Genomic DNA, 25,537 nt, shown 5'->3' with positions numbered 1-25,537 from the left:
CACCCCCAGGTGCCCCTGATCTATGGTGAAACCGCTGTGCCGGTGGTTCTCCCGGCTGGCATGCTGGCTCCCGTGTTCCGGGGGCCTGAGTGCACGACCTGCTGACCTGGGTGCAGGGTCTGCCCACCCTGTGGATCTACCTGGCCGCCGCGCTGATCGTGGCGGGCGAGACCGCGGTGATCTTCGGCCTGCTGGTGCCGGGCGAGGCTACCCTGCTGCTCGTCGGCTTCCTCACCTACAACGGTACCTTGCGCCTCGGACCGGCGTTGCTCGCGATGATCGTCTCGGCGTTGGCCGGCGACGCGCTGGCCTTCCGCGCCGGCCGGCGCTACGGCCCCCGGCTGCGCGCCGGGCTGGGCCACCGGGTCGGGCCGGGCCGGTGGAGCAGGGCCGACGCGATGCTCGCCCGCCTGGGTGGGCGGGGCGTGTTCGCCGCGCGGTGGGTGGCCTTCGCCCGCACCCTGGTGCCCCGGCTGGCCGGTGCGGCCGGCATGCCGTACCGGCGGTTCGCCGTGTGGAACCTGGCCGGGGTGGCGACCTGGGTGGTCGGCTCGATCCTGCTCGGCCACCTCGCCGGTGAGTCGTACGACACGGTCTCCCGGGTGCTCGGCCGGGCCACCGGCGCGGCACTGGCGTTGCTGGCGGGACTGCTGGGGGTGGTGCTCGCCGGCCGGTGGCTCGGCCGCAACCCCGACCCGGCCCGCGCGCTCCTGTCGCGGGCCGCCGCGCTGCCGCCGCTGCGCTGGCTCAGCGCCCGGTACGGGGTGCTGTTCTTCCTGGTCGCCATGCGGATCGGACCGGCCTGGACGCTGCTGCTCAATCTGGCCGTCGGGCTGCTGCTGCTCTTCGCCGCCGGGCTGGCCATCGCCGGGCTGCTCGCCGTGGTGGTGCGCAACAGCGGACTGGCGGCGCTGGACGGGGCGATCGACGCCTGGTTCACCGCCCGCCGTACCCCGGACGCCGCCGACGCCACCCTGGTCGTGGTGTCACTGGTACGCGGGTGGGCGCTGATCGTGCTGGTGGCGATGGTGGCGGCGGTGCTGGCGTGGCGTCGTCGTCCGCTGCGCACCGACCTGCTGAGCGTGGTGGGCACGGTCGGCGCGTTCGTGCCGCTGGTGGTGCTGGCCGTGGTGGCCGAGTTGACGGGTACGCCCGGCGGCCCGGGCGGGCACGAGGCCGTCCCGTTCCCGACCCAGAACGCGGTGGTCGCGGCGAGCCTCTGCACCCTCGCCTGGCTGGTGTCGCGCAACGCGCGCTGGCCGGTGGCGGTGGCGGCGTGGACGGCCGCCGCCGCGGGCGTGCTGGGGGTCGGCGTCGCCCGGCTCTACCTGGGCCTGGACACGGCGAGCGGTACGGCGGCGGCGGTGCTGCTCGGCGTGCTGTGGACGGTGGTGTTCATGGTCGCCTGGGCCACCCGGGACCGCGCGGTCGGAGGGCGGAAGCAGTCGTCCGATCCGGTCCGACCGTCGTCGCAGGGGCAACCCCGCCCCGTCGAACCTTGCTAATCTGCGGCGACTGTTCGACGGGGGAGGATCACCATGCGTCAACGAGCCGGTCGGGTGGGCGCGCTCGTGCTCGCCGCCGTGCTGGTCGCCGGCGGCACGGTCGGTTGCGCCGGCAAGGGGGAACGCCCGCAGGACCAGGCCGCCGCCCCCGTCTCGGTCACCGATGCGCCGACCGACGAGCCCGTCGACGAGCCGTCCGTCGAGGCGAGCCCCTCGCCGAGCGCGGTGGCGGCGATGGGGGCCGCCCCGAGTCGTAGCGCGTCGGCCTCCCCGACGCCGTCGAAGAAGCCGACCCGTACGTCACCGCCCACGAAGCCGCGCGTCGTCGCCAAGGCGCCCACCGAGACGAAGGTCCCGCCGGCGCCCCCGAAGCCCGCCCCCTCGTCCTGCAAGCCCAGCTACAAGGGCACGCAGGCGAGCCGCGCCGACGTGAAGGCGGCGCTGACCGACGCCGCCGCCCGCACCTACTGGCCCAGCTCGGCGCCGGAGCTCAAGGTCCCGCTCAACCTGGTCAAGGCCACCGCCTGGCAGGAGAGCGGCTGGCAGTCCAACATCTACGCCTGCGACGGCGGCGTCGGGCTGATGCAGGTGATGCCGGGCACCGCGACCTGGATGAACCAGCGCTTCGACCAGAGCTACGACATCGCCGACTACCGGGACAACGCGTACCTGGGCGCCAACTACCTGGCCTGGCTGACCAAGTACATCGGCGACATGTACTTCGAGTCCGACTTCCGACTCGACGCGGACCTGTGCACCGACGAACTGGACTCCTGTCTGCTCAACGCGGTGATCGCCGCGTACAACTTCGGGCACGGGGCGGTGGCGCAGGAGGGCGAGCCGCTGGCCATCCCGAACCCGTCGTACGTGCGCAACGTGCGGGCGCTGATGACCGAGTGCGTCTGCCTGGGCTACTGAGCACGCCGACGGGGGTGGGGTTCCGGCCCCGCCCCCGTCGCGCGGGCGGTCAGTCCCGCGCGGTCACCCGCTCGGGCGTCGCCGGCGCGTCGACGTCCGGGTGGGCGTCGACGCGGCCCGGCCACCAGAAGCGGTCGCCGAGCAGGAACGCCAGCGCCGGCACCAGGACCGTGCGGACCAGCAGGGTGTCCAGCAGGACGCCGATGCACACGATGATGCCGATCTGCGTCAGCGTGATCAGCGGCAGCACGCCCAGGACGGCGAACACCGCGGCCAGCAGCACCCCGGCGCTCGTGATGACACCTCCGGTGACCCGCAGCGCGGAGAGCATGCCGTCGCGGGTGCCGGCGCTGCGGGCGTCCTCACGCGCCCGGGTGACCAGGAAGATGTTGTAGTCCACGCCGAGCGCCACCAGGAACACGAAGGCGAGCAGCAGCACGCCGCTGTCCAGCGCCGGGAAGTCCAGCACGTGGTCGAAGAGCAGCCACGCCGCGCCGAGGCTGGCGAAGAACGACGCGATCACGGTGAGCACCAGCAGCACCGGCGCGACCAGGCCCCGCAGCAGCAGCACCAGCACCGCGCCGACCAGCAGCAGGATGATCGGCAGGATCAGCCGCAGGTCCCGGTCGTTGGCCTCGTCGGAGTCGTACGTCGCGGCCACCGAGCCGCCCACGATCGCCCCGGCCGGCGGCTCGGCGCCCGTGACGGCCGGGGGAGCGGAGTCGGGTACGGCGGCGACCGCGTCGCGCAGCGCCTCGATCGCGCGGTCCGAGGCGGGGGTGCCGGGTTCGGCGTCCAGCACCACGTCGACCTGGGCGACGGCCTGGCCGGCGTCGCCCGGTCGCGCCGAGGCGACGCCGGGCACGGCGGAGGCGACGTCGGTGACGGCCCGTACCGCCGCCGGGGTGGTGAGCACGGCCACCGGCTGGGTGCTGCCGGCCGGGAACGCGCGGGCCAGGGTCTGTGCGCCGGTGACCGCCTCGGGCGCGGCCCGGAACTGCTCGGTCTCGGACAGTCCGGTGCGGATGCCGAGCCCACCGAGGGCCAGGCCGCCGAGCAACAGGGTCGACAGGACCGCGACCACCACCGGTCGGCGCTGTACGAGGGCGCCGAGCCGGCCCCAGAGCCGGCCCTCGCGGGCCGGGCCACCGACCCGGGGTACGAACGGCCAGAACAGGCCGCGACCGAAGAGCACCAGCACGGCGGGGAGCACGAACAGCGCCGAGAGCATGGCGAAGACGACACCGGTGGCGCAGGCCACGGCGAGGGCCCGGTTGGTCTCCTGCTCGCTGAGCAGCAGGGTGAGCACACCGAGCACCACGGTGCCGCCGCTGGCCAGGATGGGCTCGGCGGTACGGCGCAGCGCGGCCCGCATCGCGGCGAAGCGGTCCTGGTCGCGTCGCAGCTCCTCGCGGTAGCGGGCGATGAGCAGCAGGGCGTAGTCGGTGGCGGCGCCGAACACCAGCACGCTGGCGATGCCGGTGACCTGGCCCGGCTGGAGGTTGATGCCGACGGCCGGCACGATCGTGTCCACCGCGCGCAGGGTGATCTGTTCGGTCGCAGCGACCACGACCAGCGGCACGATCCACAGGAACGGACTGCGGTACGTGATCAGCAGGAGCAGGGCGACCACGGCGGCGGTCACCGCGAGCAGGGTGACGTCGGCACCTTCGAAGACCGACGACAGGTCGGCGGTGAGGGCGGGGGCGCCGGTGACCTCGGCGGCGAGCGGGTCGGGCAGGTCCGTCAGGGCGTCGCGCAGCTCGGCGACCCGTGCGGTGACCTCCTCCTGACCACCGGAGGTGTCCAGCGGGACGGCGACGAGCGCGACCGTACCGTCCGGTGAGACCTGCGCGGGGCTCACCCGACCGCCCACCGCGAACCGGCCCAGGTCGCCGGAGCGGGAGGCCAGGGCGGCCCGGTCCGTCTCGCTCAGCGCTCCGCCACCCTCGCGACTGACGACCACGATGGCCGGTTGGACGTCGCTGGTGGGCAACTGGTCCTGGAGGCGCTGCACCTGGGTCGACTGCCACGCGGCGTCCAGGCCGGTGGCGGAGACCGGCGCCGGGTTGTCCGGCCGCGGGACACCGAAGACGACCGCGGCGACGACGAGCGCGGCGGCGACGGTGAGCCAGGCGGCGAGCCTGCCCCGCGCGACCCTGGTGAAGACGGACATCGCTGACTCCCAGGTCTTTCGAGTGTCGAGTATCTTGACGGTCGAGATTATCGACGGCTGTTCTATGCTGCAACCCGGGTACCGACGACGGGGAGAAACGGCGCGAGGTGGCGACTCACGGCATGTACCGGCGGCGCGACACGCGCCGCGAGCAGCTGGTCGCGGAGATCACCAACAACCTCCGGCGGTACGCGGTCGACGCCCAGCAGGTCGGTCACGCCTTCGCGAACCTGCACGGCCTCAACCCGACCGACCTGAACGCGCTGATCGCCGTCATGGACGCCGAGCTGTTCGGCGACCCGATCACGCCCGGCCGCCTCGGTGAGCAGCTCAACCTCTCGTCCGGCTCGGTCACCGCCCTGATCGACCGTCTGGAGCGGGCCGGGCACATCCGCCGCGACCGGGACACCACCGACCGGCGCAAGGTGCTGCTGCACTACGCCGACCAGGGCGCCGCCCTGGCCATGGAGTTCTTCCGGCCACTCGGCGCCCGTACCGACACCGTGATGGACCGCTTCGACGAGGACGAGCTGGAAGTGGTGCACCGGTTCCTGGCCGAGATGGGCGAGTCGCTGCGGGCGCACCGCGACGCGGTCCGTGCCGCCCGGCCTGGGCCGCCCCACCGGACCACGGGCTGACCGTGCCCGGCCGGCTCGTCGCCCGCCTCGCCGCCGCCGCGCTGCGGCTGCCCGTGACGCGTCCCGGCCCGGTCCGGGTCACCCGGGACATCCCGGTCCGCGCCCGGGACGGCGTGGTGCTGCGTACCGACCACTACGCGCCGCCCGGCCCGTCCGCGCCGACCGTGCTGATCCGCACCCCGTACGGGCGGGGCGGTCCGTTGCGGCTGCTCGGCCGGTTGCTCGCCGCGCGGGGCCGGCACGCCGTGATCCAGTCCTGCCGAGGGACCGGCGGCTCGGGTGGCACCTTCGCCCCGCTGGTGCACGAGCGCGACGACGGGGTCGACACCCTCGACTGGCTGCGCCGCCAGCCCTGGTGGTCCGGCGCGCTCGGCATGTTCGGGGTCAGCTACCAGGGGTTCGCCCAGTGGGCGCTGGCCGCCGACGCCGGCGAGGAGCTGCGCGCGATGGTCGCGGTGGTGACCGCCTCGGCCACCCGGGACTCGACGTACGCGGGGGAGTCGTTCGCCCTCGACACCGTGCTGACCTGGGCCGAGCTGCTGCACGGCCAGACCGTGCCGTGGCTGGCCCGGCAGCGGGAGCTCAAGCGGGGACAGCCCCGGCTGGCCGCCGCCCTCGACCACCTGCCGTTGGCCGAGGCCGACCGGGTGGCCACCGGCATCACCATCCCGTTCTTCCAGGAGTGGTTGCGCCACCACACCCCGGAGGCGGCGTACTGGCGCGAGCGCGTCTTCGCCGACCGGGTGGCCCGGGTACGGGCGCCGGTGGTCATGGTCACCGGTTGGCACGACATCTTCCTGCCGGCCCAGCTCGACGACCATGCCGCCCTGCGCGCCACCGGCGCTCGACCGCGCCTGGTGATCGGGCCCTGGACACACGGCAGCCCCGGGCTGTTCGTGGCGGCCCTGCGCGAGGGCCTGACCTGGCTCGACGAGCACCTCGACGGGCCGCTGGACGACGAACGTCCGCCCCGCGCCGCCCCCGTCCGGCTGCACGTGGGTGGTCCGGGCGGCGGCTGGCGGGACCTGCCGGACTGGCCGCCGCCGACCGTCGCGACCGCCTGGCACCTGCATCCCGACGGTGAGCTGGCGGTACGTCCCCCGGTGGCGTCGAGGCCCGACGAGTTCCGGTACGACCCGGCCGACCCGACCCCGTCGCTGGGTGGGCCGCTGCTGGTCGCCAAGCGAGCCGGTCCGGTGGACAACCGGCGGGTCGAAGCCCGCCCCGACGTGCTGACCTACACCAGCGCCCCGCTCGCCGAGCCGGTCGAGGTGATCGGCCCGGTACGCGCCGAGCTGTTCGTCCGGAGCGAGCTGCCGCACCTGGACGTCTTCGTGCGGCTGTGCGATGTGGACCGGCGCGGTCGGTCGTGGAACGTGTGCGACGGCCTCGTGCGGGTCACACCCGAACGCTTCTCCGCCGACGCCTCCGGGGTGCTGCGGGTACCGGTGGCGCTGTGGCCGACCGCGTTCCGGTTCGCCGCCGGGCACCGGCTGCGCGTGCAGGTCGCCGGTGGCGCCCATCCACGGTGGGCACGCAACCCCGGCACCGGTGAACCTCTCGGTACGGCGGTGACGCTGCGTGCCGGTTGGCGGCAGGTTCACCACGACCCGGCGTACCCCTCGATGCTGGTGTTGCCGATCGTCCACACTGCCCCGGCGTCGCCTCCAATCTGAACAGACCACCTCTGAGCTGGGCATTCACCGGAAGTGCGGGCTATGGTTGAGCCAACGCCCGGCGCCGTGCATCAGCAGACCGGGCTCGCCCAAAGCCCGACACCGCGTACGCGGTGTGACGTCGTGCCCGGTCCCCGCCCCACCTGAGAGGGGGACCCCATGACCCGGGCCCCAGAGAACTTGTTGGCCCTTCGACGCCTGCTCCTCGCCCACCTCGACAACGCCCCCGGCCCGGACGACCTGGATCCGGCGGAGGTCGGCATCGTCGGCGACCCGGCCCATCGGGGTGGCTATCACTGCGGTTCGGACCGGGTGGTCCCGAACGACTACTCGGTGGTCGAGTCGCCCCGGGACCGGGCCGGACTGACCCTGGACGCGGCGGCGATCGACGTCGGCGAGTTCGAGGTCCTCTCCGGTGGCGGTCGGCACAACCTGCCCAGCTTCTCGGTGTGGTGTGTGGCCCAGTGCGTCGCGAACGCGGCCGACACCCGGGACATCCGCGAGATCATCTACAGCCCCGACGGTAGGACCGTGAAGCGGTGGGACCGGCTGGGCAAGCGCACCAGTGGGGACAGCTCGCACCGCTGGCACACCCACTTCAGCTTCTTCCGCGATGCCATCAAGGCGGGCCGCGACCAGCGGCCCCTGTTCAGTCGCTACCTCAGCACCATCGGACTCCTGGAGGACGTCGACATGACCCCCGAAGAGCACAACTGGCTGGCCACCGTCCACAAGAACCTGACCGTGCTGGACGGCCGCAACCCGATCGGACAGATCTACACCCGGATGGCGGAGGGTCGGGACGACACCGGCGCCCCGGTCAGTGGCAACTGGAACCTGAAGTCGATGACGAAGCAGCTCACCGACCTGCAGAACACGCTCAACGCGCTGGCCGGGAAGGACTTCACCGACGAGGAGGCGATCGTCCAGGGCGTGCTGGCCGGGCTGACGCCGGAGGAGATCGCCGCGGCCATCCCACCCACCATCGCGAAGCAGGTCGCCGACGAACTGGCCCGCCGGCTCGTCGCCTGAACGGGTGGAGGCGGCCCGTCCCCACCGGGCCGCTTCCACCCATCCGACGTGGTTCGCAACGATTGTTGAGCAATAACGGTTGCGCAATAGCTCTTGCTGATGCCATGCTGCCGGCATGGAGAAGCCCGACGTACGCCAGGTCACCGACTCGCGGGTGCTCGCGGCCATGGCACACCCGCTGCGCCGCCGACTGATGGACGTGTTCAAGGTGCACGGCCCGTCGACCGTCGGCATGCTCGCCGAACGCACCGACCAGGCGCCGGCGAACGTCAGCCACCACCTCAAGGTGCTCGCCGCCGCCGACCTGGTCGCCGAAGCCCCCGAGCTGGCCCGGGACCGCCGCGAACGCTGGTGGAAACTGGTCACCCGAGGAGTGCGTTGGTCCTCGACCGACTTCGACACCGATCCCGCCGACCGCGCCGTCGCCGACGCCGCCACCTCGCTCAACCTGGACCGGCACGTCGCGCTGGCCCGTGCCTGGCACGCCGCCGAGGAGACGGCGCAGGCCGCCTGGGGCGACGCGCCGTTCTCCTCCGACCGGTGGCTGCACCTCACGCCCCACGAACTGGACGAGCTGGGCGCCGAGATCAACGCTCTGCTGGCCCGCTGGGAGGACCGGGAGCTGTCCGACGACAACGCCGAGCGCCAGCCGGTGTTCGTGTTCGTCCACGGCGTACCGGCCCGGCCGTGACGGCGGCCACCCGCACCGATCCCACCCCGGTCCGGCCGGTCGGTGGGCTGCTGCGCCACCGCGACTTCCGCCTGCTCTGGGCCGCCCAGACGGTCAGCAGCATCGGCAGCAACGTCACCGTCGTCGCGCTGCCTCTGGTGGCGGTCGCCGTGCTCGACGCCAGCACCCTCCAGGTCGCGTTCCTCACCGCTGCGGCCTGGCTGCCCTGGCTGCTGATCGGCCTGCCGGCCGGGGCGTGGGTGGACCGCTTGCCACGCCGGCCACTCATGGTGGCCTGCGACCTGATCTGCGCGCTCGCCTTCCTCAGCGTGCCGCTGGCCGCCCTGCTGGGCCGCCTCACCGTCGCCCAACTGCTGCTGGTCGCCCTCGGCGCGGGCGTGGCGCGGGTCTTCTTCGAGACCGCCGACCAGGTCTACCTGCCGGTGCTGCTGCGACCCGAGCAACTGCCCGACGGCAACGCGAAGCTCCAGGCCACCCAGACGGCGAGCTACGTCGTCGGGCCCGGCGTCGCGGGCCTCATCGCCCAACTCGTCGGAGCGGTCGCCGCGCTGCTGCTGGACGCGCTGACCTTTCTGCTCTCCGCCGTGTTCCTGCTGCGGATCCGTGCCACCGAGGCGCGCCCGGGGCGGCGGGACCGATCCCGGTCGCTGCGCCGGGACATGGTCGAGGGGCTGCGCTTCGTCATCGGCGACCCGTACCTGCGGGTGCTGACGCTCTACGGCGCGGCCAGCAACGTCGGTCTGACCGGCTACCAGGCGGTCCTGGTGGTGTTCCTGGTCCGCGAGCTACGACTCGCGCCGGGCCTGGTGGGCCTGCTCGTCGGCGTGATGAGTATCGGGGGCATCGTCGGCGCGCTGCTGGCGACAGTGGTTGCCCGGCGCTTCGGCAGCGCCCGTGCCCTGCTCGTCGGGGCGGCGCTCACCGGCCCGCCCGCCCTGCTCATCCCGTTGGCCGGGCCCGGCGTCGGGCTGGTCTGGCCGGCGCTCGGCGGCGTGCTCGTCAGCCTCGGGGTCGCCGTCGGCAACGTGGTCAAGGGCGCGTTCCGGCAGACGTACACGCCGCACCACGTGCTCGGGCGCGTGACGGTGAGCATGCAGCTGCTCAACTACGGCACCATCCCGCTGGCAGCCGTGCTGGCCGGGGCGCTCGGCGCGCGTTACGGCGTCGGCACCGCGATCACCGTGATGACGGCCTGGTCGGCGCTCACCCCGTTGATCCTGCTGATCGGACCGCTCCGGCGGCGGCGGGACCTGCCCGCCGCCCCGGCAGCGTCGTGAGTGCACTGCGACGGCGGCCGGGAACCGACCGCCGTCACCGGCACGGAGCTACATCGGGCGGACGTTGTCCGCCTGCGGGCCCTTCTGCCCCTGGGTCACCTCGAACTCGACCTTCTGGCCCTCGTTGAGCTCCCGGTAACCGCTCGTCGCGATGGCGGAGTAGTGGACGAACACGTCCGGCCCTCCGCCATCCTGCTCGATGAAGCCGAAGCCCTTTTCCGAGTTGAACCACTTAACCGTGCCGGTTGCCATGCATCTCTCCCTGTTCAAAGCGGCGGACCACCGGCCTCGAGGCCGATGGTCGCCCGTACCTGTTCGACAGTAACGGGCGAAACCCCGATCTGCCGGCCGAAGTGCCGTAGGTCTTCGTTCGAACTCAGATGAACACTCCGCGTCGCCCGCGCGCCAAAGCCGCCCCGAGCCCTCCGTCGTGCGGCATGCTTGCGCCGATGAGGGGTGCCGCAGCCGCCGCGCTGTCCGAGCTGGAGCGCGAGATCGACGCGCCCGGCGCCGGCCTGGACCGGCTCCGGCTGGTGCCGACCCCGTTCGTCCCGGAGGTGCGGCTGCACCTCGCCGAGGACGCGATCGTCTGGTGGGCCCGGATGGAGGCGCTCGCCGGGCACACCCTGACACCGCCGTACTGGGCCTCCGCCTGGGCCGGCGGCCAGGCCCTGGCCCGGCACCTGCTGGACCACCCGGAGCTGGCCGCCGGGCGTCGCGTCCTCGACCTCGCCGCCGGGTCGGGACTCGTGGGCATCGCCGCCGCGCTGGCCGGCGCCGCCGACGTCGTGGCCAACGACATCGATCCGTACGCCGTGGCGGCCGTCACCGTCAACGCGCGCGCCAACCGGGTCAGCGTCGACGTCAACGGCGACGACCTGCTCGACCGCGACGGCGCCGACGCCGACCTGGTGGTCGCCGGTGACGTCTTCTACAGCCGTCCGATGGCCGCCCGGATGCTGCCGTTCCTCCGCCGGGCCGTCGCCTCCGGCGCCGAGGTGCTGGTCGGCGACCCCGGCCGGGGGCACCTGCCGGTCGACGGGCTGCTGGTGCTGGCCGACTACCCGGTGCCCACCACCGAGCCGTCGGTCGACCCGTCGCCGCGCCGGGTGCGGGTGCTGCGACCCGCGTGACCCGCCGGTCCTCTCAGGGGTGACCCCGAGGTGGACACCAGGGGGCGGTAGGGGCTGCGACCGGATGTCCGCGGTGGCACACCGGCCATAGCGTACGAGGCATGACGCAATGGCTGGCCCAGGTCGGAGAGTTGCCCATCCTGGTGCTGATGGGCGTACTCGGACTGGTGATGCTCTTCGACGCCGTACCGCTGCTGGGCGTGCTCGTCCCCGGGGACGTGGCGATCCTGGCGGCGGTCGGGGTGGGCCGACCGGCCACCGGGCTGGCCACCTTCGCCGCGGTGCTCGCCGGATGCCTCGCCGGCTGGTCGCTGAGCTTCCTGATCGGTCGCCGGTACGCCGAGCCCCTGCGCCGCAGCCGCGTCGGAGGCTGGATCGGCGAGTCACGCTGGAGCGCGGCCGAGGGGATCCTCAGCCGGGGCGGCGGACGGATGGTGATGGTCGCGCCGTTCCTGCCGGTGTTCAACGCCCTGCTGCCGCTGGCCGCCGGCGGACTGCGCATGTCGTACCGGCGGTTCCTCGGCTGCGCGGCCCTCGGCGCGACGGCCTGGGCCGGTCTCTACCTGGCGCTGGGCACCGCGTCACGGTCGCTGGCCGCGCTGCTGCCGGGGGCACCCAGCCCGTTGCTGGTGACCATGGGCGTGGGGTTGGTGCTGGCCACCGTCGTGTTGCTGGGGGCGCGGCGGCGGCTGTTCGCTCTTGCTGGTTGATCTGGTTGATCTGGTTGATCTGGTTGATCTGGTTGATCTGGTTGCGGTGGGGGGCGGGGGCCTGCCGTGCCCGGCTCCGGGCGGTCAGGCTTGATCCCTGCGCCGGGCACGGCAGGCCCCCGCCCCCGTCGTGGTCCTGATCCGCCGGCAGGGTCGCGGGCTGCCGGTTGTGGTTCGACCTTCGGTGGTTCTCGGTCAGCGTTGGGTGGCCCGCTTGGGTGGCCCGATTGGGTGGCCCGATTGGGTGGCCCGCTTGAGGTGGCTTGGTCGGGCTTCCGTGGGTGGCCCGGTTGGGTGGCCCGGTCCGGGGGTGGGGTGGGGTGGGTTACCAGCCTCGGGTTCGCCACTGGGGGAGGGCGGGGCGTTCGGTGCCGAGGGTGCTGTCCTTGCCGTGGCCCGGGTAGAACCAGGTGTCGTCCGGCAGTTGGTCGAACAGCTTGTGCTCGACGTCGTCGATCAGCGCGGCGAAGCGCTGCGGGTCCTTGTCCGTGTTCCCTACGCCACCGGGAAAGAGACTGTCGCCGGTGAAGAGGTGGGCGGTGCCCTCCGGATCGCGGTAGAGCAGCGCGATCGACCCCGGGGTGTGCCCCTTGATGTGGATGACCTCCAGCGCGCAGTCCCCCACCGTGACGGTGTCCCCCTCGGCCAGGTGCTCCGCCTCGATCGGCAGCCCGGAGGCGTCGTCGGCGTGCACCAGGGCCCGCGCGCCCGTCTTGGCGACCACCTCCTCCAGCGCCACCCAGTGGTCCATGTGCTGGTGGGTGGTGACCACGGCGGTCAGGCCGCCGTCACCGACCAGCTCCAGCAGCCGGGGCGCCTCGTTGGCGGCGTCGATCAACACCTGGTCGCCGGTGCCGGAGCACCGCAGCAGGTAGGCGTTGTTGTCCATCGGGCCGACCGACAGCTTGCTGATCGTGAGCCCGGACAACTCCCGGACCGCCGGCGGGCCGCCGTGGGTGACATCTCCGCTGTAGGTCATGACGTGTCGACATCCATTCCGGGGTGGAGGAAGTGCTCGGCGGCCGTGCGGTGGCCTCGCTCGGGCGGCGCGGCGGTGCGCACGCGTCGACCCTAGCGGGCGGGCGCCGCGCCGTCGTCGCGGAAATCGCTTTCGGCGCGTCGCGTCGCGCCCTACCGTCGGCGTCACATGCGGCACTCGGACGTCGGACGGAGGTGGTGTTCATGCCGGACGTGGCACGCGTGTTCCGCCATCACCCGCTCGACACCGATGAGGATCCCATGACCATCGATCTGACCGCCCTCGGCTGGGACGCCGACCGGGCGTCGTACGCCGCCCGACGTGGCGAGCGCCACCCCGGGCGGGTTGCCCGGGTGGACCGGGGAGTCTGCACGGTGCTCACCGCCGACGGCCCGGTCCGCGCCAGCCTCGGCCCCTCCGTGCTGGCCGCCGCCGCCCAGGACCCCTCCGCGCTGCCCTGCGCGGGGGACTGGGTGCTGCTCACGCACTGGCCGGACCGCCGGATCACCGTGGCGGCCGTGCTGCCCCGGCGAGCCGCCCTGATTCGCCGTACCGCCGGCAAGGACGCCAGCGGCCAGGTGCTGGCCGCGAACCTCGACGCGGCCGCCGTGGTGGAGCCGGTGCACCCGGAGCCGGACGTCGGCCGCATCGAGCGGCTGCTGTCCCTCGTCCACGAGTCGGGGGCCCGGCCGCTCGTGGTGCTGACGAAGTCCGACCTCGCGGCCGACCCGGCCGCGCTGGCCCGTCAACTCGCCGCCGTCGCACCCGGCGTCCCGGTGCTGGCCGTCAGCGCCGAGCGCGGCAGCGGGCTGGCCCCGCTGCGCGCCGAGGTCGCGCCGGGTCGCACGCTGGGGCTGCTCGGGCCGTCCGGCGCGGGCAAGTCGAGCCTGGTCAACGCGCTCGCCGGCGCGGTGATGATGCCGACCCAGTCGATCCGCCGGGTCGACGGCAAGGGTCGGCACACCACCACCTGGCGGGCCCTGGTGCCCATCCCGGGTGGTGGCGCGGTGATCGACACGCCCGGCGTGCGGGCGGTCGGTCTGCTGGACGGCGTGACCGGGCTGGACCGGGCGTTCGCCGACATCGCGGGGCTGGCCGACGGCTGCCGGTACGCCGACTGCCGGCACGACGGCGAGCCGGCCTGCGCGGTCCGGGACGCGCTGCGTACCGGTGAGCTGTCCGCCCGCCGGTGGGAGAGCTGGCGTCGGTTGCAGGGCGAGGTGGCTCACGAGAGCCGGCGGCGCGAGGCGCGGCTCGCGGCCGAGCGGCGCGGCGGCTGGCGCTCGGCGCGACGCCGGGCGGCCCGCCCGCCGTCGCCCGGTGGCTACTGACCGGGCCGTCGGCGGGCGCTCGGCCGGCGCGGCCGACCGGGCTGAGCTGGGGGAATGTGCGGGCGGGGGAAACTGTCGTACCTCGGGGCTAGAGTTGCCGAGGCGTGTTTTCCGCGCCCGCACGACCGCTCGGAACCAGCACAGAGCGGGACAGACCCTCCGCTTCACCTTCACCCGGGAGTACACGTACCGTGGCCGACCGACTCATCATCCGTGGCGCGCGCGAGCACAACCTGCGTGACGTCAGTCTCGACCTGCCCCGGGACGCTCTCATCGTGTTCACCGGGCTGTCCGGGTCGGGCAAGTCGAGCCTGGCCTTCGACACGATCTTCGCCGAGGGGCAGCGGCGGTACGTGGAGTCGCTGTCGTCGTACGCCCGGCAGTTCCTCGGCCAGATGGACAAGCCCGACGTCGACTTCATCGAGGGGCTGAGCCCGGCCGTCTCGATCGACCAGAAGTCCACCTCGCGCAACCCGCGCTCCACCGTCGGCACCATCACCGAGGTCTACGACTACCTGCGGCTGCTCTTCGCCCGCATCGGTGAGCCGCACTGCCCGGTCTGCGGCGAGCGGATCTCCAAGCAGAGCCCGCAGCAGATCGTCGACCGGGTCCTCGCGATGGCCGAGGGCACCAAGTTCATGGTGCTCGCCCCGGTCATCCGAGGCCGCAAGGGCGAGTACGTCGACCTCTTCGCCGAGCTGCAGGCCAAGGGTTACGCCCGGGCCCGCGTCGACGGCGTGGTTCACCCGCTGACCGAGCCGCCCAAGCTCAAGAAGCAGGAGAAGCACACCATCGAGGTGGTGATCGACCGGCTCACCGTCAAGCCGAGCGCCAAGCAGCGGCTGACCGACTCGGTCGAGGCCGCGCTGGGCCTGTCCAGCGGCCTGGTGCTCCTGGACTTCGTCGACCTGCCGGAGGACGACCCGGAGCGGGAGCGCCGCTACTCCGAGCACCTGGCCTGCCCCAACGACCACCCGCTGGCCATCGAGGACCTCGAGCCCCGGGTGTTCTCCTTCAACGCCCCGTACGGCGCCTGCCCGGAGTGCACGGGCCTGGGCACCAAGAAGGAGGTCGACCCGGAGCTGCTGGTTCCGGACCCGGAGCGCAGCCTGCGCGAGGGCGCCATCCAGCCGTGGTCCACCGGGCACAACCTGGAATACTTCCTGCGCCTGCTGGAGGCCCTCGGCGAGGCCCAGCACTTCGACGTCGACACCCCGTGGCGGGCGTTGCCGGCACGGGCGCAGAAGACGATCCTGCACGGCTCCGACGACCAGGTGCACGTGCGCTACCGCAACAAGTACGGCCGTGAGCGCTCCTACTACACCGGCTTCGAGGGTGTGGTGCAGTGGATCGAGCGCCGGCACTCCGACACCGAGTCCGAGTGGTCCCGCGACAAGTACGAGGGCTACATGCGGGACGTGCCGTGCGCGGCGTGCGGGGGCGCTCGGCTCAAGCCCGAGGTGCTCGCCGTCACCCTGGCGGGCAAGAGCATCGCCGAGGTCTGCAATCTGTCCGTGGGGGAGTGCGCCGACCTGCTCGCCGGCATCGAGCTGACCGACCGGCAGAAGCTGATCGCCGAGCGCGTCCTCAAGGAGATCAACGCCCGGCTGCGGTTCCTGCTCGACGTCGGCCTGGACTACCTCTCCCTCGACCGGGCCGCGGGCACGCTCTCCGGTGGAGAGGCGCAGCGCATCCGGCTCGCCACCCAGATCGGCTCGGGTCTGGTCGGCGTGCTCTACGTGCTCGACGAGCCGTCGATCGGTCTGCACCAGCGCGACAACCACCGGCTCATCGAGACCCTGATCCGGCTGCGCGGGCTGGGCAACACGCTGATCGTGGTGGAGCACGACGAGGACACCATCCGGGTCGCCGACTGGATCGTCGACATCGGGCCCGGCGCGGGCGAGCACGGCGGCAAGATCGTGCACAGCGGCTCGGTGCCGGCGCTGCTGAAGAACAAGGAGTCGCTCACCGGGGCGTACCTGGCGGGTCGCCGGTCGATCCCGACACCCGCGACGCGCCGTCCGCAGACCAAGGACCGCGAGCTGGTGGTGCACGGCGCGCGCGAGCACAACCTGCGCAACCTGACCGTCTCGTTCCCGCTGGGTCAGCTCATCGCGGTCACCGGCGTCAGCGGCTCGGGCAAGTCGACGCTGGTCAACGACATCCTGTACGCGGTGCTGGCCAACCAGATCAACGGCGCCCGGCTGGTGCCCGGCCGACACACCCGGGTCTCCGGGCTGGAGAACGTGGACAAGGTCGTCGGCGTGGACCAGTCGCCGATCGGTCGTACGCCCCGTTCCAACCCGGCCACCTACACCGGTGTCTGGGACCACGTCCGCAAGCTCTTCGCCGAGACCACCGAGGCCAAGGTCCGGGGGTACGGGCCGGGTCGGTTCTCGTTCAACGTCAAGGGCGGCCGCTGCGAGGCGTGCTCCGGCGACGGCACCATCAAGATCGAGATGAACTTCCTGCCCGACGTGTACGTCCCCTGCGAGGTCTGCAAGGGCGCCCGGTACAACCGGGAGACCCTGGAGGTGCACTACAAGGGCAAGACCGTCTCGGACGTGCTGGAGATGCCGATCGAGGAGGCCGCCGAGTTCTTCTCCGCCATCCCCGCCATCCACCGGCACCTCAAGACCCTTGTCGACGTCGGCCTCGGCTACGTCCGCCTCGGTCAGCCCGCGCCGACCCTCTCCGGCGGCGAGGCGCAGCGGGTCAAGCTCGCCTCCGAGCTGCAGAAGCGCTCGACCGGGCGCACGGTCTACGTGCTCGACGAGCCGACCACCGGTCTGCACTTCGAGGACATCCGCAAGCTGCTGATGGTGCTCGAGGGCCTGGTCGACAAGGGCAACACCGTGATCACGATCGAGCACAACCTCGACGTGATCAAGACCGCCGACTGGCTGATCGACATGGGCCCCGAGGGTGGCCACCGGGGCGGCACCGTGCTCGCCACCGGCACCCCGGAGGAGGTCGCCGAGGTGGCCGAGAGCCACACCGGCCAGTTCCTGCGCCAGGTCCTCAAGCTCGACGGCGAGGCCAAGGGCGCGGCGGCGGCCACCACCCGGGCCGCCAAGGCCAACGGCGCGACCAAGGTGCGGGCGACCCGCAAGGTGCCGGCCGGCGCGCGCTGACCACTGGGGTCTGTTTCAGGAGGGCGGGCCAGCTCTCCCGAGACAGACCCTGGGCAACTCTCTCGGGGCGGGTCGGGCAACGGCCCGCCCCGCCCCTTTTGCCGGGGTCGCACGGGTGCCGGGGTGAACTATCCGGCACAGTTGCGCGTGGAAGGAAGTGTGGCCGGCTCTCGGACCGGCGCACTGGGCGAGAGAGAGGCGAGGCATGAGCGACGATCAGGCGCTGACCGGACCGGGCACGCAGACCCGTCGTACCCTGCTCACCGGCGTCGGGGCGGTCGGCGCGGCCGTCGTCCTGGCTGCATGCGGCAGTGACGACGGCAGCGGCAGCGACGGACCCACCAGTGGCGGCCCCGCCGTGCCCAGCACCGGTGACGCCGGCGGCGGCGATCGGCAGGACGCCCAGTCGCTGGCCACCACCGCCGACATCCCGGTCGGCGGCGGCAAGATCCTCGCCGCCGAGGGCGTGGTGATCACCCAGCCCGCGGCCGGTCAGTTCAAGGGCTTCAGCCCCATCTGTACGCACCAGAACTGCCCCGTGTCGAACGTCGACGGCGGCACCATCAACTGCACCTGCCACGGCAGCAAGTTCTCGATCGAGGACGGCTCGGTGAAGGCCGGCCCGGCCACCAAGCCGCTGCCACCGAAGGAGATCAAGGTCACCGGCGACCAGATCTCCCTGGCCTGACGGCTGGGCCGCTGGCCGGGTGGGCGGCGCGCCCGCCCGGCCGTTGATCAACTCGCGTTGCCGAGGTCGGGGTGTCCCGCGTGCGACGATGCCCCGACCTCCGGTACCCCGAGTCGATCTAGCGGTCGGCGTGGCGTGTCGGGGGTGCGGACTAGGCTTGGTGGTGTGGCTGACCCCTCGACCTACCGTCCCGCACCCGGCACCATCCCGGAGTCACCGGGGGTCTACCGCTTCCGCGACGGCACCGGCCGGGTGATCTACGTCGGCAAGGCGAAAAACCTGCGCAGCCGGCTCAACTCCTACTTCGGCGACGTCTGGAACCTGCACGAGCGCACCCGCCAGATGGTCACCACCGCCGAGTCGGTGGACTGGATCACCGTCGGCACCGAGGTCGAGGCGCTCCAGCAGGAGTTCACCTGGATCAAGCAGTACGACCCCCGGTTCAACGTCCGCTACCGCGACGACAAGTCGTACCCCTATCTGGCCGTCACCCTCGACGAGGAGTACCCGCGGCTCCAGGTGATGCGCGGCGCGAAACGCAAGGGTGTGCGCTACTTCGGGCCGTACTCGCACGCCTGGGCGATTCGCGAGACCCTCGACCTGCTGCTGCGGGTGTTTCCCGCGCGGACCTGCTCGGCCGGCGTGTTCAAGCGGGCCGGCCAGGTCGGCCGTCCCTGCCTGCTGGGGTACATCGGCAAGTGCTCGGCCCCGTGCGTCGGCACCGTCTCGGCCGACGAGCACCGTGCCATCGTCGACGGGTTCTGCGACTTCATGGCCGGCCGCACCGACACCATGGTCCGCAAGATCGAACGCGAGATGACCGAGGCCAGCGAGGCGTTGGAGTTCGAACGGGCCGCCCGCCTGCGCGACGACGTGGCCGCCCTTCGTCGGGCCATGGAGAAGCAGACCGTCGTGCTCGGCGACGGCACCGACGCCGACGTGGTCGCGTTCGCCGACGATCCTCTCGAAGCGGCCGTACAGGTCTTCCACGTCCGCGACGGCCGGGTCCGCGGCCAGCGCGGCTGGGTGGTGGAGAAGACCGAGGACCTGACCACCGGCGACCTGGTGCACCACTTCTGCACCCAGGTGTACGGCGGCGAGCACGGCGAGGCGGACGTACCCCGTGAGTTGCTGGTGCCGGAGCTGCCGACGGACGCCGACGCGCTCGCCGACTGGCTCACCAGCCACCGGGGCAGCCGGGTGTCGTTGCGGGTGCCGCAGCGCGGCGACAAGCGCACCCTCCTCGAAACCGTCGAGCGCAACGCAAAGGACGCGCTGGCCCGGCACAAGCTCAAGCGCTCCGGCGACCTGACCACCCGCGGCAAGGCGCTGGACGAGATCAGCGAGGCGCTGGGCATGCCCACCGCGCCGTTGCGCATCGAGTGCTTCGACATCTCGCAGATCCAGGGCACCGACGTGGTGGCCAGCATGGTGGTCTTCGAGGACGGGTTGCCCCGCAAGAGCGAGTACCGGCGGTTCATCGTCCGGGGCGCCACCGACGACCTGTCCGCGATGTCCGAGGTGCTGCGCCGCCGCTTCGCCCGCTACCTCGACGCGCGCACCGAGACGGGCGAGGTGGGCGTGGAGTCGGCCGACGACCCGGCCACCCCGGTAGACCCCGTCGACCCGCAGGTCGGCGTCCTGATCGACCCGACCACCGGCCGGCCCCGAAAGTTCGCGTACCCGCCGCAGCTGGTGGTCGTCGACGGTGGCGCCCCGCAGGTCGCCGCCGCCGCGCAGGCCCTCGCCGACCTGGGCATCGAGGACGTGGCCCTGTGCGGGCTGGCCAAGCGACTGGAGGAGGTGTGGCTCCCCGACGACGAGTTCCCGGTCATCCTGCCGCGCACCTCCGAGGGCCTCTACCTGCTGCAACGCGTCCGCGATGAGGCGCACCGCTTCGCGATCACGTTCCACCGCCAGCGCCGCTCCAAGCGGATGACCGAGTCGGCGCTGGACAACGTCCCCGGCCTGGGCGAGGTACGCCGCAAGGCGCTGCTGCGGCACTTCGGCTCGCTCAAGCGGCTCTCGACGGCAACCGTCGAGGAGATCACCGAGGTGCCCGGGGTCGGTCGCCGTACCGCCGAGGCCATCCTGGCCGCCCTGGACACGGGCCCACGAGCCGCCGACAGCACGCCGACGACCCCCGACGCGGAGCCGGCACCTGACGACGAGCCGGCGTCCGGTCCGGCGTCGGTGTCCGGTCCGGGTTCGGTGTCCGGTCCGGGTTCGGTGTCCGGTCCGGGTTCGGTGTCCGGTCCGGGGTCGGTGTCCGGTCCGGGGTCGTCGTCCGACCCGGAGTCGGTGTCCGGTCTGGGGTTGTCGTCCGACGCGGAGTCGGCATCCGACGCGGAGTCGGTGTCCGGTCCGGGGTCGTCGTCCGACGCGGGGGCGGCGTTCGGGGCTGGGCTGGCTTCCGGTCCGGCGTCGGCGGCCGGGCGGACGCCCGGCACCGGGATCGCCGGCTGAGGCGAGCTGGCGTTCGGCACGGGACCGGCGTCTGGCGCGCGGAAAGTCCGCGGGGACGCCGCTTGCCTGGCGCCCAAGGGACGCCCAGCGCCGGGGTGACCTCGGCGGCGCGGGTTGCCTGGCGCGGCTAGCTCCGCTCCTCGCCATGATCGACTCGACATCGCCGATGTCGCGGTATCAACTCGCCCCGAACAGCGCGATATCGCCGAAGTCGAGTGGATCACCCCCGCGACCGCCCCGCGACCGCCCCGCGACCGCCCCGCGACCGCCCCGCGACCGTGCCGCGACCGTCCCGCGACCGTCCCGCGACCGTCCCGTGACCGTGCGCGACCGGCGCAGTATGGGGCTTGTGACCGATTCCTCGGGGCTGGCTGGGCGCTGCTCGGGCACCCCGACTGCCCACTCGAAGCCGCGTGGCGTACGCCGCACTCCATGATCGTGCTCGAACCTGGTTGTAGTGGTGTCGTTCGGCGACGAGGGCACTCTTTCCTGGATCGAGTGCGGTCGTGCCGGTGGTGCGTCCTCGTCGGTGGTGTGTCGTCTCGAACCCGTGACCATCTCGCAGAGGCGATCTCGTGAGAATGGCGTAGCCGAGTGCGTAATGGGGCGTCACGGATACGACGTATGTCCGGTTCTGGGCAGCTGGGGGCGGTGGTCGACCGCACTCTGGCGGCGGAATTGGCGACCCGACGGCGACGTTATGCCAGCCGTGCCACCGCGACCCTCGGGTCGCCGCGGAGGGCAGTCCCCGGGAACACCCGCCGGGCCGGCGTCGTTATGCCTCCCGCACCACCGAGCAGCATCACGCCGGCTCGTGGCAACCGCCGCCGGGAACATCCGCCGGGCCGACGTCGTTACACCCCCGCACGGCCGAGCAGCACCGGCCGCGCCCCGGTCCGCCGGGCGGGAATGACCTGCCGCCCCGGACCGTTGCACCACCTCCGAGCAGGCCCCATGTCGGGCCGCCGGGCCGATCCCCCAGAACTTTCCCCGCACAGCACACCCCCGTGTGCCGAGTGCGTATCCCCCGATGAAGCAGAGGAGCACGCCATCATGCGTACCGATCTGATCCGTAAGACCGCCCTGACCGCCGCTGGCCTCGCGTTCGCCGGTGGAGCGATCGCCGGACCGGTGACCGCCGCCTACGCCATGGCCGACGCCAAGCCCACCACGCAGACCCAGGCCGACCGTAAGGGTCATGGCGAGCGGGAGCTCGGTGTGCGGTACGAGGCGCAGCCGAACTTCTACTACTGCGGCCCCGCCGCTACCCGTAACGCGCTGAGCGTGCAGGGTAAGAACATCGACGTGCACGCGATGGCCAAGGAGATGGGCACCACCGAGGCCGGCACCAACTCCATCAACGACATCACCCCGGTGTTGAACAAGGAGACCGGCAAGGCTGACGCCTACCGCTCGGTGGAGATCAGCAGCCCGGACGCGGACGCCAAGCAGACCGACACGCTGCGCGCCGACATCGTCAAGACCGTGGACGACGGTCGGGCCGTGGTCGCCAACATCGCCGGCACCAGCGTCGACACCGACGGCAACACCCACTCCTACGAGGGCGGGCACTACATCAGCGTGACCGGCTACCGCGACAACGGCAACGTCGTCACGATCGCCGACTCCGCCAACCCGGACACCGCCGCCTACCAGATCACCGTCGAGCACCTCGCCGACTGGATCGCCACCCGCGGCTACGCCACCAGCTGAGTACCGACCGAAAGGGCCGGACCCCACCACGGGGTCCGGCCCTTTCGGCATGCCCAGGGTCAGTCGGCGAGGACGGCCAGGATCTGCTCGCCGTACTTGGCCAGTTTGTTCTCGCCGACGCCGCTGACGCCGGACAGCTCGGCCAGCGAGGTGGGCGCGTCGCTCGCGATCTGGCGCAGCGTCGCGTCGTGGAAGATGACGTACGCCGGGACGCCCTGCTCTTTCGCGGTGGCCGCTCGCCAGGCGCGCAGCCGCTCGAAGACGGACGCGGCGGCCGGGGTCAGCTCGGCCACGACCGTTGACGAGCCGCGTGGCTTCGACGAGCGGCTCGATGCCGGCCTCTCCGGTTCGCGGCGCATCGTGACGGTACGGCGGCGGCCCAGCACGTCGGCGCTCGCCTCGGTCAGCGCGAGCGTGCCGTAGTCGCCCTCCACGGCGAGCAGCCCCTCGGCGAGGAGTTGTCGCACCACGCCCCGCCACTCGGCCTCGCTCAGCTCGGTGCCGATACCGAAGACGGTGAGCGAATCGTGGCCGTACTGGCTGATCTTGTCGGTCTGCTTGCCGAGCAGGATGTCGACGCAGTGCCCGGCGCCGAACCGCTGGTTGCGTTCGCGGTCGAGGCGGAACACGGTGGAGAGCAGCTTCTGGGCGGCGACCGTGCCGTCCCAGGACTCCGGCGGGTTGAGGCAGGTGTCGCAGTTGCCGCAGGCGGCGGTGTTCGTCTCGCCGAAGTATTCGAGCAGCTGCACCCGGCGGCACCGGACGGTCTCGCAGAGCGCGAGCATCGCGTCCAGGTGCGCGGCGAGGTTGCGGCGGTGCGCGAGATCGCCGTCGGACGTCTCGATCATCTTGCGCTGCTGCACCACGTCCTGGAGGCCGTACGCCAGCCAGGCGGTGGATGGCAGCCCGTCCCGGCCGGCGCGGCCGGTCTCCTGGTAGTAGCCCTCGACCGACTTGGGCAGGTCGAGGTGGGCCACGAAGCGTACGTCGGGCTTGTCGATACCCATGCCGAAGGCGATGGTGGCCACCATGACCAGCCCGTCCTCGCGCAGGAAGCGCTGCTGGTTGGCGGCGCGGGTCGCCGCGTCGAGGCCGGCGTGGTACGGCAGCGCGGCGATGCCGTTGGCGGTCAGGAACTCGGCGGTCTTGTCGACCGAGGCGCGGGACAGGCAGTAGACGATGCCCGCGTCACCGGGATGCTCGTCGCGCAGCAGGGCCAGCAACTGCTTGCGGGGCTCCCGCTTGGGCACGATCCGGTACTGGATGTTGGGTCGGTCGAAGCTGGCGACGAAGTGCCGGGCGTCGTCGAGGCCCAGCCGGGTGGCGATCTCGCGGCGGGTGGCGCTCGTCGCGGTGGCGGTCAGCGCGATGCGGGGGACCTGCGGCCACCGCTCGTGCAGCATCGACAGGGCCAGGTAGTCGGGCCGGAAGTCGTGGCCCCACTGCGACACGCAGTGCGCCTCGTCGATCGCGAACAGGGCGATGCGCCCCCGGTCCAGCAGAGCGAGGGTGGACCGGACGCCGAGCGCCTCCGGTGCCAGGTAGAGCAGGTCCAGCTCGCCGGCGACGAAGGCCGCCTCGACCCGACGGCGGGCGTCCAGGGTCTGGGTGGAGTTGAGGAAGCCGGCGCGTACGCCGACCGCGGTGAGCGCGTCCACCTGGTCCTGCATGAGCGCGATCAGGGGCGACACGACGACCGCGACGCCGTCGCGGACCAGGGCCGGGATCTGGTAGCACAGCGATTTGCCACCACCGGTCGGCATCAGCACCAACGCGTCGCCGCCGGCGACGACATGGTCGATGACCTGCTGCTGGAAGCCGCGGAAGGCGTCGTAGCCGAACACCCGGCGCAGCGCCGTCAGCGCGTCGCCGGTACGCAGGTCGGTCGGGGAAGCCATCCGCGGAGTCTACGAGTTGTCCCCGACAGCACCGCCCGCACGCCGGCCGACGCGCCCAACCCCACCGCGACCGTTACTGACCCGTCGCGCCGTCTCAGTCGCCCCAGCAGAGCCCGCCGATGCCCGCCGCGCTGTGAAAGCCGGGGTGTCCGGTGACGTCCATGCACACTTCGTTGTCAGGGCCGATCCGGCCGCAGAACACCGGCTCGACGTGGTGCCAGGCGTCGGCCCGGGACAGGAGCGCGGCCCCGGCGGCCACCTCGGGGCGCAGGGTCGTCAATCCCTCCGTGTAGACCACGGCCTGGTCGCGGGCCTCCATCAGGTCAGTCGCCAGGTAGGACAGGTGCAGCGTCCAGCGTCGGCCCGCCGGCCGCTCGCGCTCCGCCGGACCCAGCGAGATGAGGTACGACGACAGGGCCTCCGGCTTCGCCAACGCGAACGCGATGGCGGCCCTGACCCGCTCGGACACATCGGCCCGGTCGAGTAGAGCGGTCAGGTCGTCCTGGACGTCGCGGGGTTGCCGTGGCTCCGGCTCCCAGCGAGACGATCGATTGTCCGTCACGATTCCCTGCCTCTCCGTAGCGGGTGCTCACCAAGAGACTGGACCAGCCACGTCGAAAATGCAACGTCGTGATTCTTCCGAGTCGATGCTTGTTTTGGAGCGACTTATGAACAAGGATCGATCCATCACAGCGGAGGTGATGGTGGCGATGGCGCAGGTGCCCAGTCCGACGATCAGGGCCCGCCGGCTGCGGCGCGAGTTGCGTCGCCTGCGGGACCGCACCGGCCACACCGCCGAGGAGGTCGCCAAGATCCTGGGCTGGCACCGGACCAAGGTCATCCGCTTCGAACTCGGACACTCGCGGGTGATGCCCAAGGACCTGCCTCCGTTGCTCGACCTCTACGACGCGTCAGGGGACGAGCGAGAGTCGCTGACCGCGTTGCTCCGGCAGTCGCGCCAGAAGGGATGGTGGAGCGCGTACGGCGACGTGCTGCCGGACGACTACGTCGGCTTCGAGGCGGAGGCGACATCCATCAGCGCGTTCGAGTGTCTGTACGTGCCCGGCCTGTTGCAGACGGAGGAGTACGTCCGCGCCATCGTCAGAGCGGGCCGCAGCACCGCCGACCAGGACGAGACCGACCGAGTTGTGGCGGCGAGGCTCGCCCGCAAGGCCCTACTGTCGCGTGACCTGCCGCCGTCATTGTGGGCGGTGTTGGATGAGGCGGCGGTTCGACGGGTGGTGGGCGGCCCGAAGGTGATGCGTGCGCAGCTCACTCGCCTGATCGAAGCGTGCGCGATGCCCTGGGTCGAGATCCAGGTCCTGCCGTTCTCGGCCGGGGCGCACGCGGCGATGGCCGGAGCCTTCACCCTGCTGGGCTACGCCGACCCGATGCTCGACCCGGCCGTCGTGTATCTCAGCAACGACTCCAGCACGCTGTTGCTGGAGGAGGACCGGCAGGTGGCCCGATATAGACTCATGTTCGACCACCTCCGGGCCAAGGCACTCGACCCTGACCGGTCTGCGGACCTTCTCACGCGGATCGCTGCCGAGGTCCCGGACTGAGTCC

The 25,537-nt window shown here is 72.2% G+C and carries 19 protein-coding genes and 1 pseudogene; 15 read left to right on the top strand and 5 right to left on the bottom strand.

Features of this window, described 5'->3' with window-relative positions; translation table 11 throughout:
• Positions 1-89 precede the first annotated feature (89 nt).
• Both ACQPZK_RS21960 and ACQPZK_RS21955 read left to right on the top strand, forming a co-directional pair.
• Positions 90-1,505: a DedA family protein gene (locus ACQPZK_RS21960; RefSeq protein WP_433534798.1), complete on the top strand. Its 1,416-nt coding sequence runs from the start codon at positions 90-92 to the stop codon at positions 1,503-1,505.
• Positions 1,506-1,538: 33 nt separating this feature from the next.
• Positions 1,539-2,423, top strand: a complete 885-nt coding sequence (locus tag ACQPZK_RS21955) for a lytic transglycosylase domain-containing protein (RefSeq protein WP_433534797.1) — start codon at positions 1,539-1,541, stop codon at positions 2,421-2,423.
• Between the two features lie 49 nt (positions 2,424-2,472).
• Here the strand turns inward: ACQPZK_RS21955 and ACQPZK_RS21950 are convergent, their stop codons facing one another.
• Positions 2,473-4,599 carry an MMPL family transporter gene (locus ACQPZK_RS21950; RefSeq protein WP_433534796.1) on the bottom strand — a complete coding sequence of 709 codons (2,127 nt, stop codon included), beginning with the start codon at positions 4,597-4,599 and terminating at the stop codon, positions 2,473-2,475.
• Between the two features lie 122 nt (positions 4,600-4,721).
• Here ACQPZK_RS21950 and ACQPZK_RS21945 point away from each other — a divergent pair, with 122 nt between their 5' ends.
• The 5 genes from ACQPZK_RS21945 to ACQPZK_RS21925 all read left to right on the top strand — a co-directional run bounded on the left by ACQPZK_RS21945 (position 4,722) and on the right by ACQPZK_RS21925 (position 9,913).
• Positions 4,722-5,237 (top strand): MarR family winged helix-turn-helix transcriptional regulator, encoded by a 516-nt coding sequence (locus ACQPZK_RS21945; RefSeq protein ID WP_433539274.1) that lies wholly within the window; start codon positions 4,722-4,724, stop codon positions 5,235-5,237.
• A gap of 2 nt (positions 5,238-5,239) precedes the next feature.
• Complete coding sequence (locus tag ACQPZK_RS21940; RefSeq protein WP_433534795.1) at positions 5,240-6,913, top strand: CocE/NonD family hydrolase; 1,674 nt, start codon at positions 5,240-5,242, stop codon at positions 6,911-6,913.
• Between the two features lie 159 nt (positions 6,914-7,072).
• Complete coding sequence (locus tag ACQPZK_RS21935) at positions 7,073-7,945, top strand: hypothetical protein (RefSeq protein ID WP_433534794.1); 873 nt, start codon at positions 7,073-7,075, stop codon at positions 7,943-7,945.
• Between the two features lie 115 nt (positions 7,946-8,060).
• On the top strand, positions 8,061-8,636 hold the full coding sequence (locus ACQPZK_RS21930) for an ArsR/SmtB family transcription factor (protein ID WP_433534793.1): 576 nt from the start codon (positions 8,061-8,063) through the stop codon (positions 8,634-8,636).
• Positions 8,633-9,913 (top strand): MFS transporter, encoded by a 1,281-nt coding sequence (locus ACQPZK_RS21925; RefSeq protein WP_433534792.1) that lies wholly within the window; start codon positions 8,633-8,635, stop codon positions 9,911-9,913. The genes ACQPZK_RS21930 and ACQPZK_RS21925 overlap by 4 nt, the downstream gene beginning before the upstream one ends.
• Before the next feature lie 48 nt (positions 9,914-9,961).
• Here the strand turns inward: ACQPZK_RS21925 and ACQPZK_RS21920 are convergent, their stop codons facing one another.
• Entirely contained in the window at positions 9,962-10,165 is a 204-nt protein-coding gene (locus ACQPZK_RS21920; protein WP_007072071.1) for a cold-shock protein, read from the bottom strand.
• Between the two features lie 197 nt (positions 10,166-10,362).
• Between ACQPZK_RS21920 and ACQPZK_RS21915 the strand changes: the two genes are divergently transcribed.
• Both ACQPZK_RS21915 and ACQPZK_RS21910 read left to right on the top strand, forming a co-directional pair.
• Positions 10,363-11,046 carry a class I SAM-dependent methyltransferase gene (locus ACQPZK_RS21915; RefSeq protein WP_433534791.1) on the top strand — a complete coding sequence of 228 codons (684 nt, stop codon included), beginning with the start codon at positions 10,363-10,365 and terminating at the stop codon, positions 11,044-11,046.
• A 101-nt stretch (positions 11,047-11,147) separates the two neighbouring features.
• Complete coding sequence (locus tag ACQPZK_RS21910) at positions 11,148-11,756, top strand: DedA family protein (RefSeq protein ID WP_433534790.1); 609 nt, start codon at positions 11,148-11,150, stop codon at positions 11,754-11,756.
• A 325-nt stretch (positions 11,757-12,081) separates the two neighbouring features.
• On the opposite strand, the gene ACQPZK_RS21905 is transcribed toward ACQPZK_RS21910, so the two are convergent.
• A complete protein-coding gene (locus tag ACQPZK_RS21905) occupies positions 12,082-12,735 on the bottom strand; it encodes an MBL fold metallo-hydrolase (protein ID WP_433534789.1) in 654 nt (217 codons plus the stop codon).
• A gap of 260 nt (positions 12,736-12,995) precedes the next feature.
• On the opposite strand from ACQPZK_RS21905, the gene rsgA reads away from it, so the two are divergent.
• From rsgA to ACQPZK_RS21880, 5 genes and pseudogenes are all read left to right on the top strand, one after another.
• The gene (gene rsgA, locus ACQPZK_RS21900; RefSeq protein ID WP_433534788.1) at positions 12,996-14,066 is read left to right on the top strand and encodes a ribosome small subunit-dependent GTPase A; all 1,071 of its coding nucleotides are present in this window, start codon (positions 12,996-12,998) and stop codon (positions 14,064-14,066) included.
• Positions 14,067-14,257: 191 nt separating this feature from the next.
• Positions 14,258-17,203 carry an excinuclease ABC subunit UvrA gene (gene uvrA / locus ACQPZK_RS21895; protein WP_433534787.1) on the top strand — a complete coding sequence of 982 codons (2,946 nt, stop codon included), beginning with the start codon at positions 14,258-14,260 and terminating at the stop codon, positions 17,201-17,203.
• 205 nt (positions 17,204-17,408) lie between these two features.
• Complete coding sequence (locus ACQPZK_RS21890; RefSeq protein ID WP_433534786.1) at positions 17,409-17,891, top strand: Rieske (2Fe-2S) protein; 483 nt, start codon at positions 17,409-17,411, stop codon at positions 17,889-17,891.
• A gap of 165 nt (positions 17,892-18,056) precedes the next feature.
• Positions 18,057-19,994, top strand: a pseudogene (uvrC, locus tag ACQPZK_RS21885) (excinuclease ABC subunit UvrC); the annotation flags it as partial.
• 1,416 nt (positions 19,995-21,410) lie between these two features.
• Positions 21,411-22,070: a C39 family peptidase gene (locus ACQPZK_RS21880; RefSeq protein ID WP_433534785.1), complete on the top strand. Its 660-nt coding sequence runs from the start codon at positions 21,411-21,413 to the stop codon at positions 22,068-22,070.
• 59 nt (positions 22,071-22,129) lie between these two features.
• On the opposite strand, the gene recQ is transcribed toward ACQPZK_RS21880, so the two are convergent.
• Complete coding sequence (gene recQ / locus ACQPZK_RS21875) at positions 22,130-23,968, bottom strand: DNA helicase RecQ (protein WP_433534784.1); 1,839 nt, start codon at positions 23,966-23,968, stop codon at positions 22,130-22,132.
• A 94-nt stretch (positions 23,969-24,062) separates the two neighbouring features.
• On the bottom strand, positions 24,063-24,530 hold the full coding sequence (locus ACQPZK_RS21870) for a hypothetical protein (RefSeq protein WP_433534783.1): 468 nt from the start codon (positions 24,528-24,530) through the stop codon (positions 24,063-24,065).
• A 148-nt stretch (positions 24,531-24,678) separates the two neighbouring features.
• On the opposite strand from ACQPZK_RS21870, the gene ACQPZK_RS21865 reads away from it, so the two are divergent.
• Positions 24,679-25,533, top strand: a complete 855-nt coding sequence (locus tag ACQPZK_RS21865) for a helix-turn-helix domain-containing protein (protein ID WP_433539273.1) — start codon at positions 24,679-24,681, stop codon at positions 25,531-25,533.
• Positions 25,534-25,537: the final 4 nt, after the last annotated feature.

The sequence above is a fragment of the Micromonospora sp. CA-249363 genome (genome assembly GCF_050950185.1).
In the GTDB taxonomy this organism is placed as follows: domain Bacteria; phylum Actinomycetota; class Actinomycetes; order Mycobacteriales; family Micromonosporaceae; genus Micromonospora.
This window is presented reverse-complemented; position numbering and strand designations above follow the sequence as displayed.

Bases quoted from the DNA above. Each gene is read 5' to 3' on its own strand.
- ACQPZK_RS21955 (WP_433534797.1), top strand. From the start codon at position 1,539: ATGCGTCAACGAGCCGGTCGGGTGGGCGCGCTCGTGCTCGCCGCCGTG.
- ACQPZK_RS21950 (WP_433534796.1), bottom strand. From the start codon at position 4,599: ATGTCCGTCTTCACCAGGGTCGCGCGGGGCAGGCTCGCCGCCTGGCTC.
- ACQPZK_RS21945 (WP_433539274.1), top strand. From the start codon at position 4,722: ATGTACCGGCGGCGCGACACGCGCCGCGAGCAGCTGGTCGCGGAGATC.
- ACQPZK_RS21935 (WP_433534794.1), top strand. From the start codon at position 7,073: ATGACCCGGGCCCCAGAGAACTTGTTGGCCCTTCGACGCCTGCTCCTC.
- ACQPZK_RS21930 (WP_433534793.1), top strand. From the start codon at position 8,061: ATGGAGAAGCCCGACGTACGCCAGGTCACCGACTCGCGGGTGCTCGCG.
- ACQPZK_RS21920 (WP_007072071.1), bottom strand. From the start codon at position 10,165: ATGGCAACCGGCACGGTTAAGTGGTTCAACTCGGAAAAGGGCTTCGGC.
- ACQPZK_RS21915 (WP_433534791.1), top strand. From the start codon at position 10,363: ATGAGGGGTGCCGCAGCCGCCGCGCTGTCCGAGCTGGAGCGCGAGATC.
- ACQPZK_RS21910 (WP_433534790.1), top strand. From the start codon at position 11,148: ATGACGCAATGGCTGGCCCAGGTCGGAGAGTTGCCCATCCTGGTGCTG.
- ACQPZK_RS21905 (WP_433534789.1), bottom strand. From the start codon at position 12,735: ATGACCTACAGCGGAGATGTCACCCACGGCGGCCCGCCGGCGGTCCGG.
- rsgA (WP_433534788.1), top strand. From the start codon at position 12,996: ATGACCATCGATCTGACCGCCCTCGGCTGGGACGCCGACCGGGCGTCG.
- ACQPZK_RS21890 (WP_433534786.1), top strand. From the start codon at position 17,409: ATGAGCGACGATCAGGCGCTGACCGGACCGGGCACGCAGACCCGTCGT.
- ACQPZK_RS21880 (WP_433534785.1), top strand. From the start codon at position 21,411: ATGCGTACCGATCTGATCCGTAAGACCGCCCTGACCGCCGCTGGCCTC.
- recQ (WP_433534784.1), bottom strand. From the start codon at position 23,968: ATGGCTTCCCCGACCGACCTGCGTACCGGCGACGCGCTGACGGCGCTG.
- ACQPZK_RS21865 (WP_433539273.1), top strand. From the start codon at position 24,679: ATGGCGCAGGTGCCCAGTCCGACGATCAGGGCCCGCCGGCTGCGGCGC.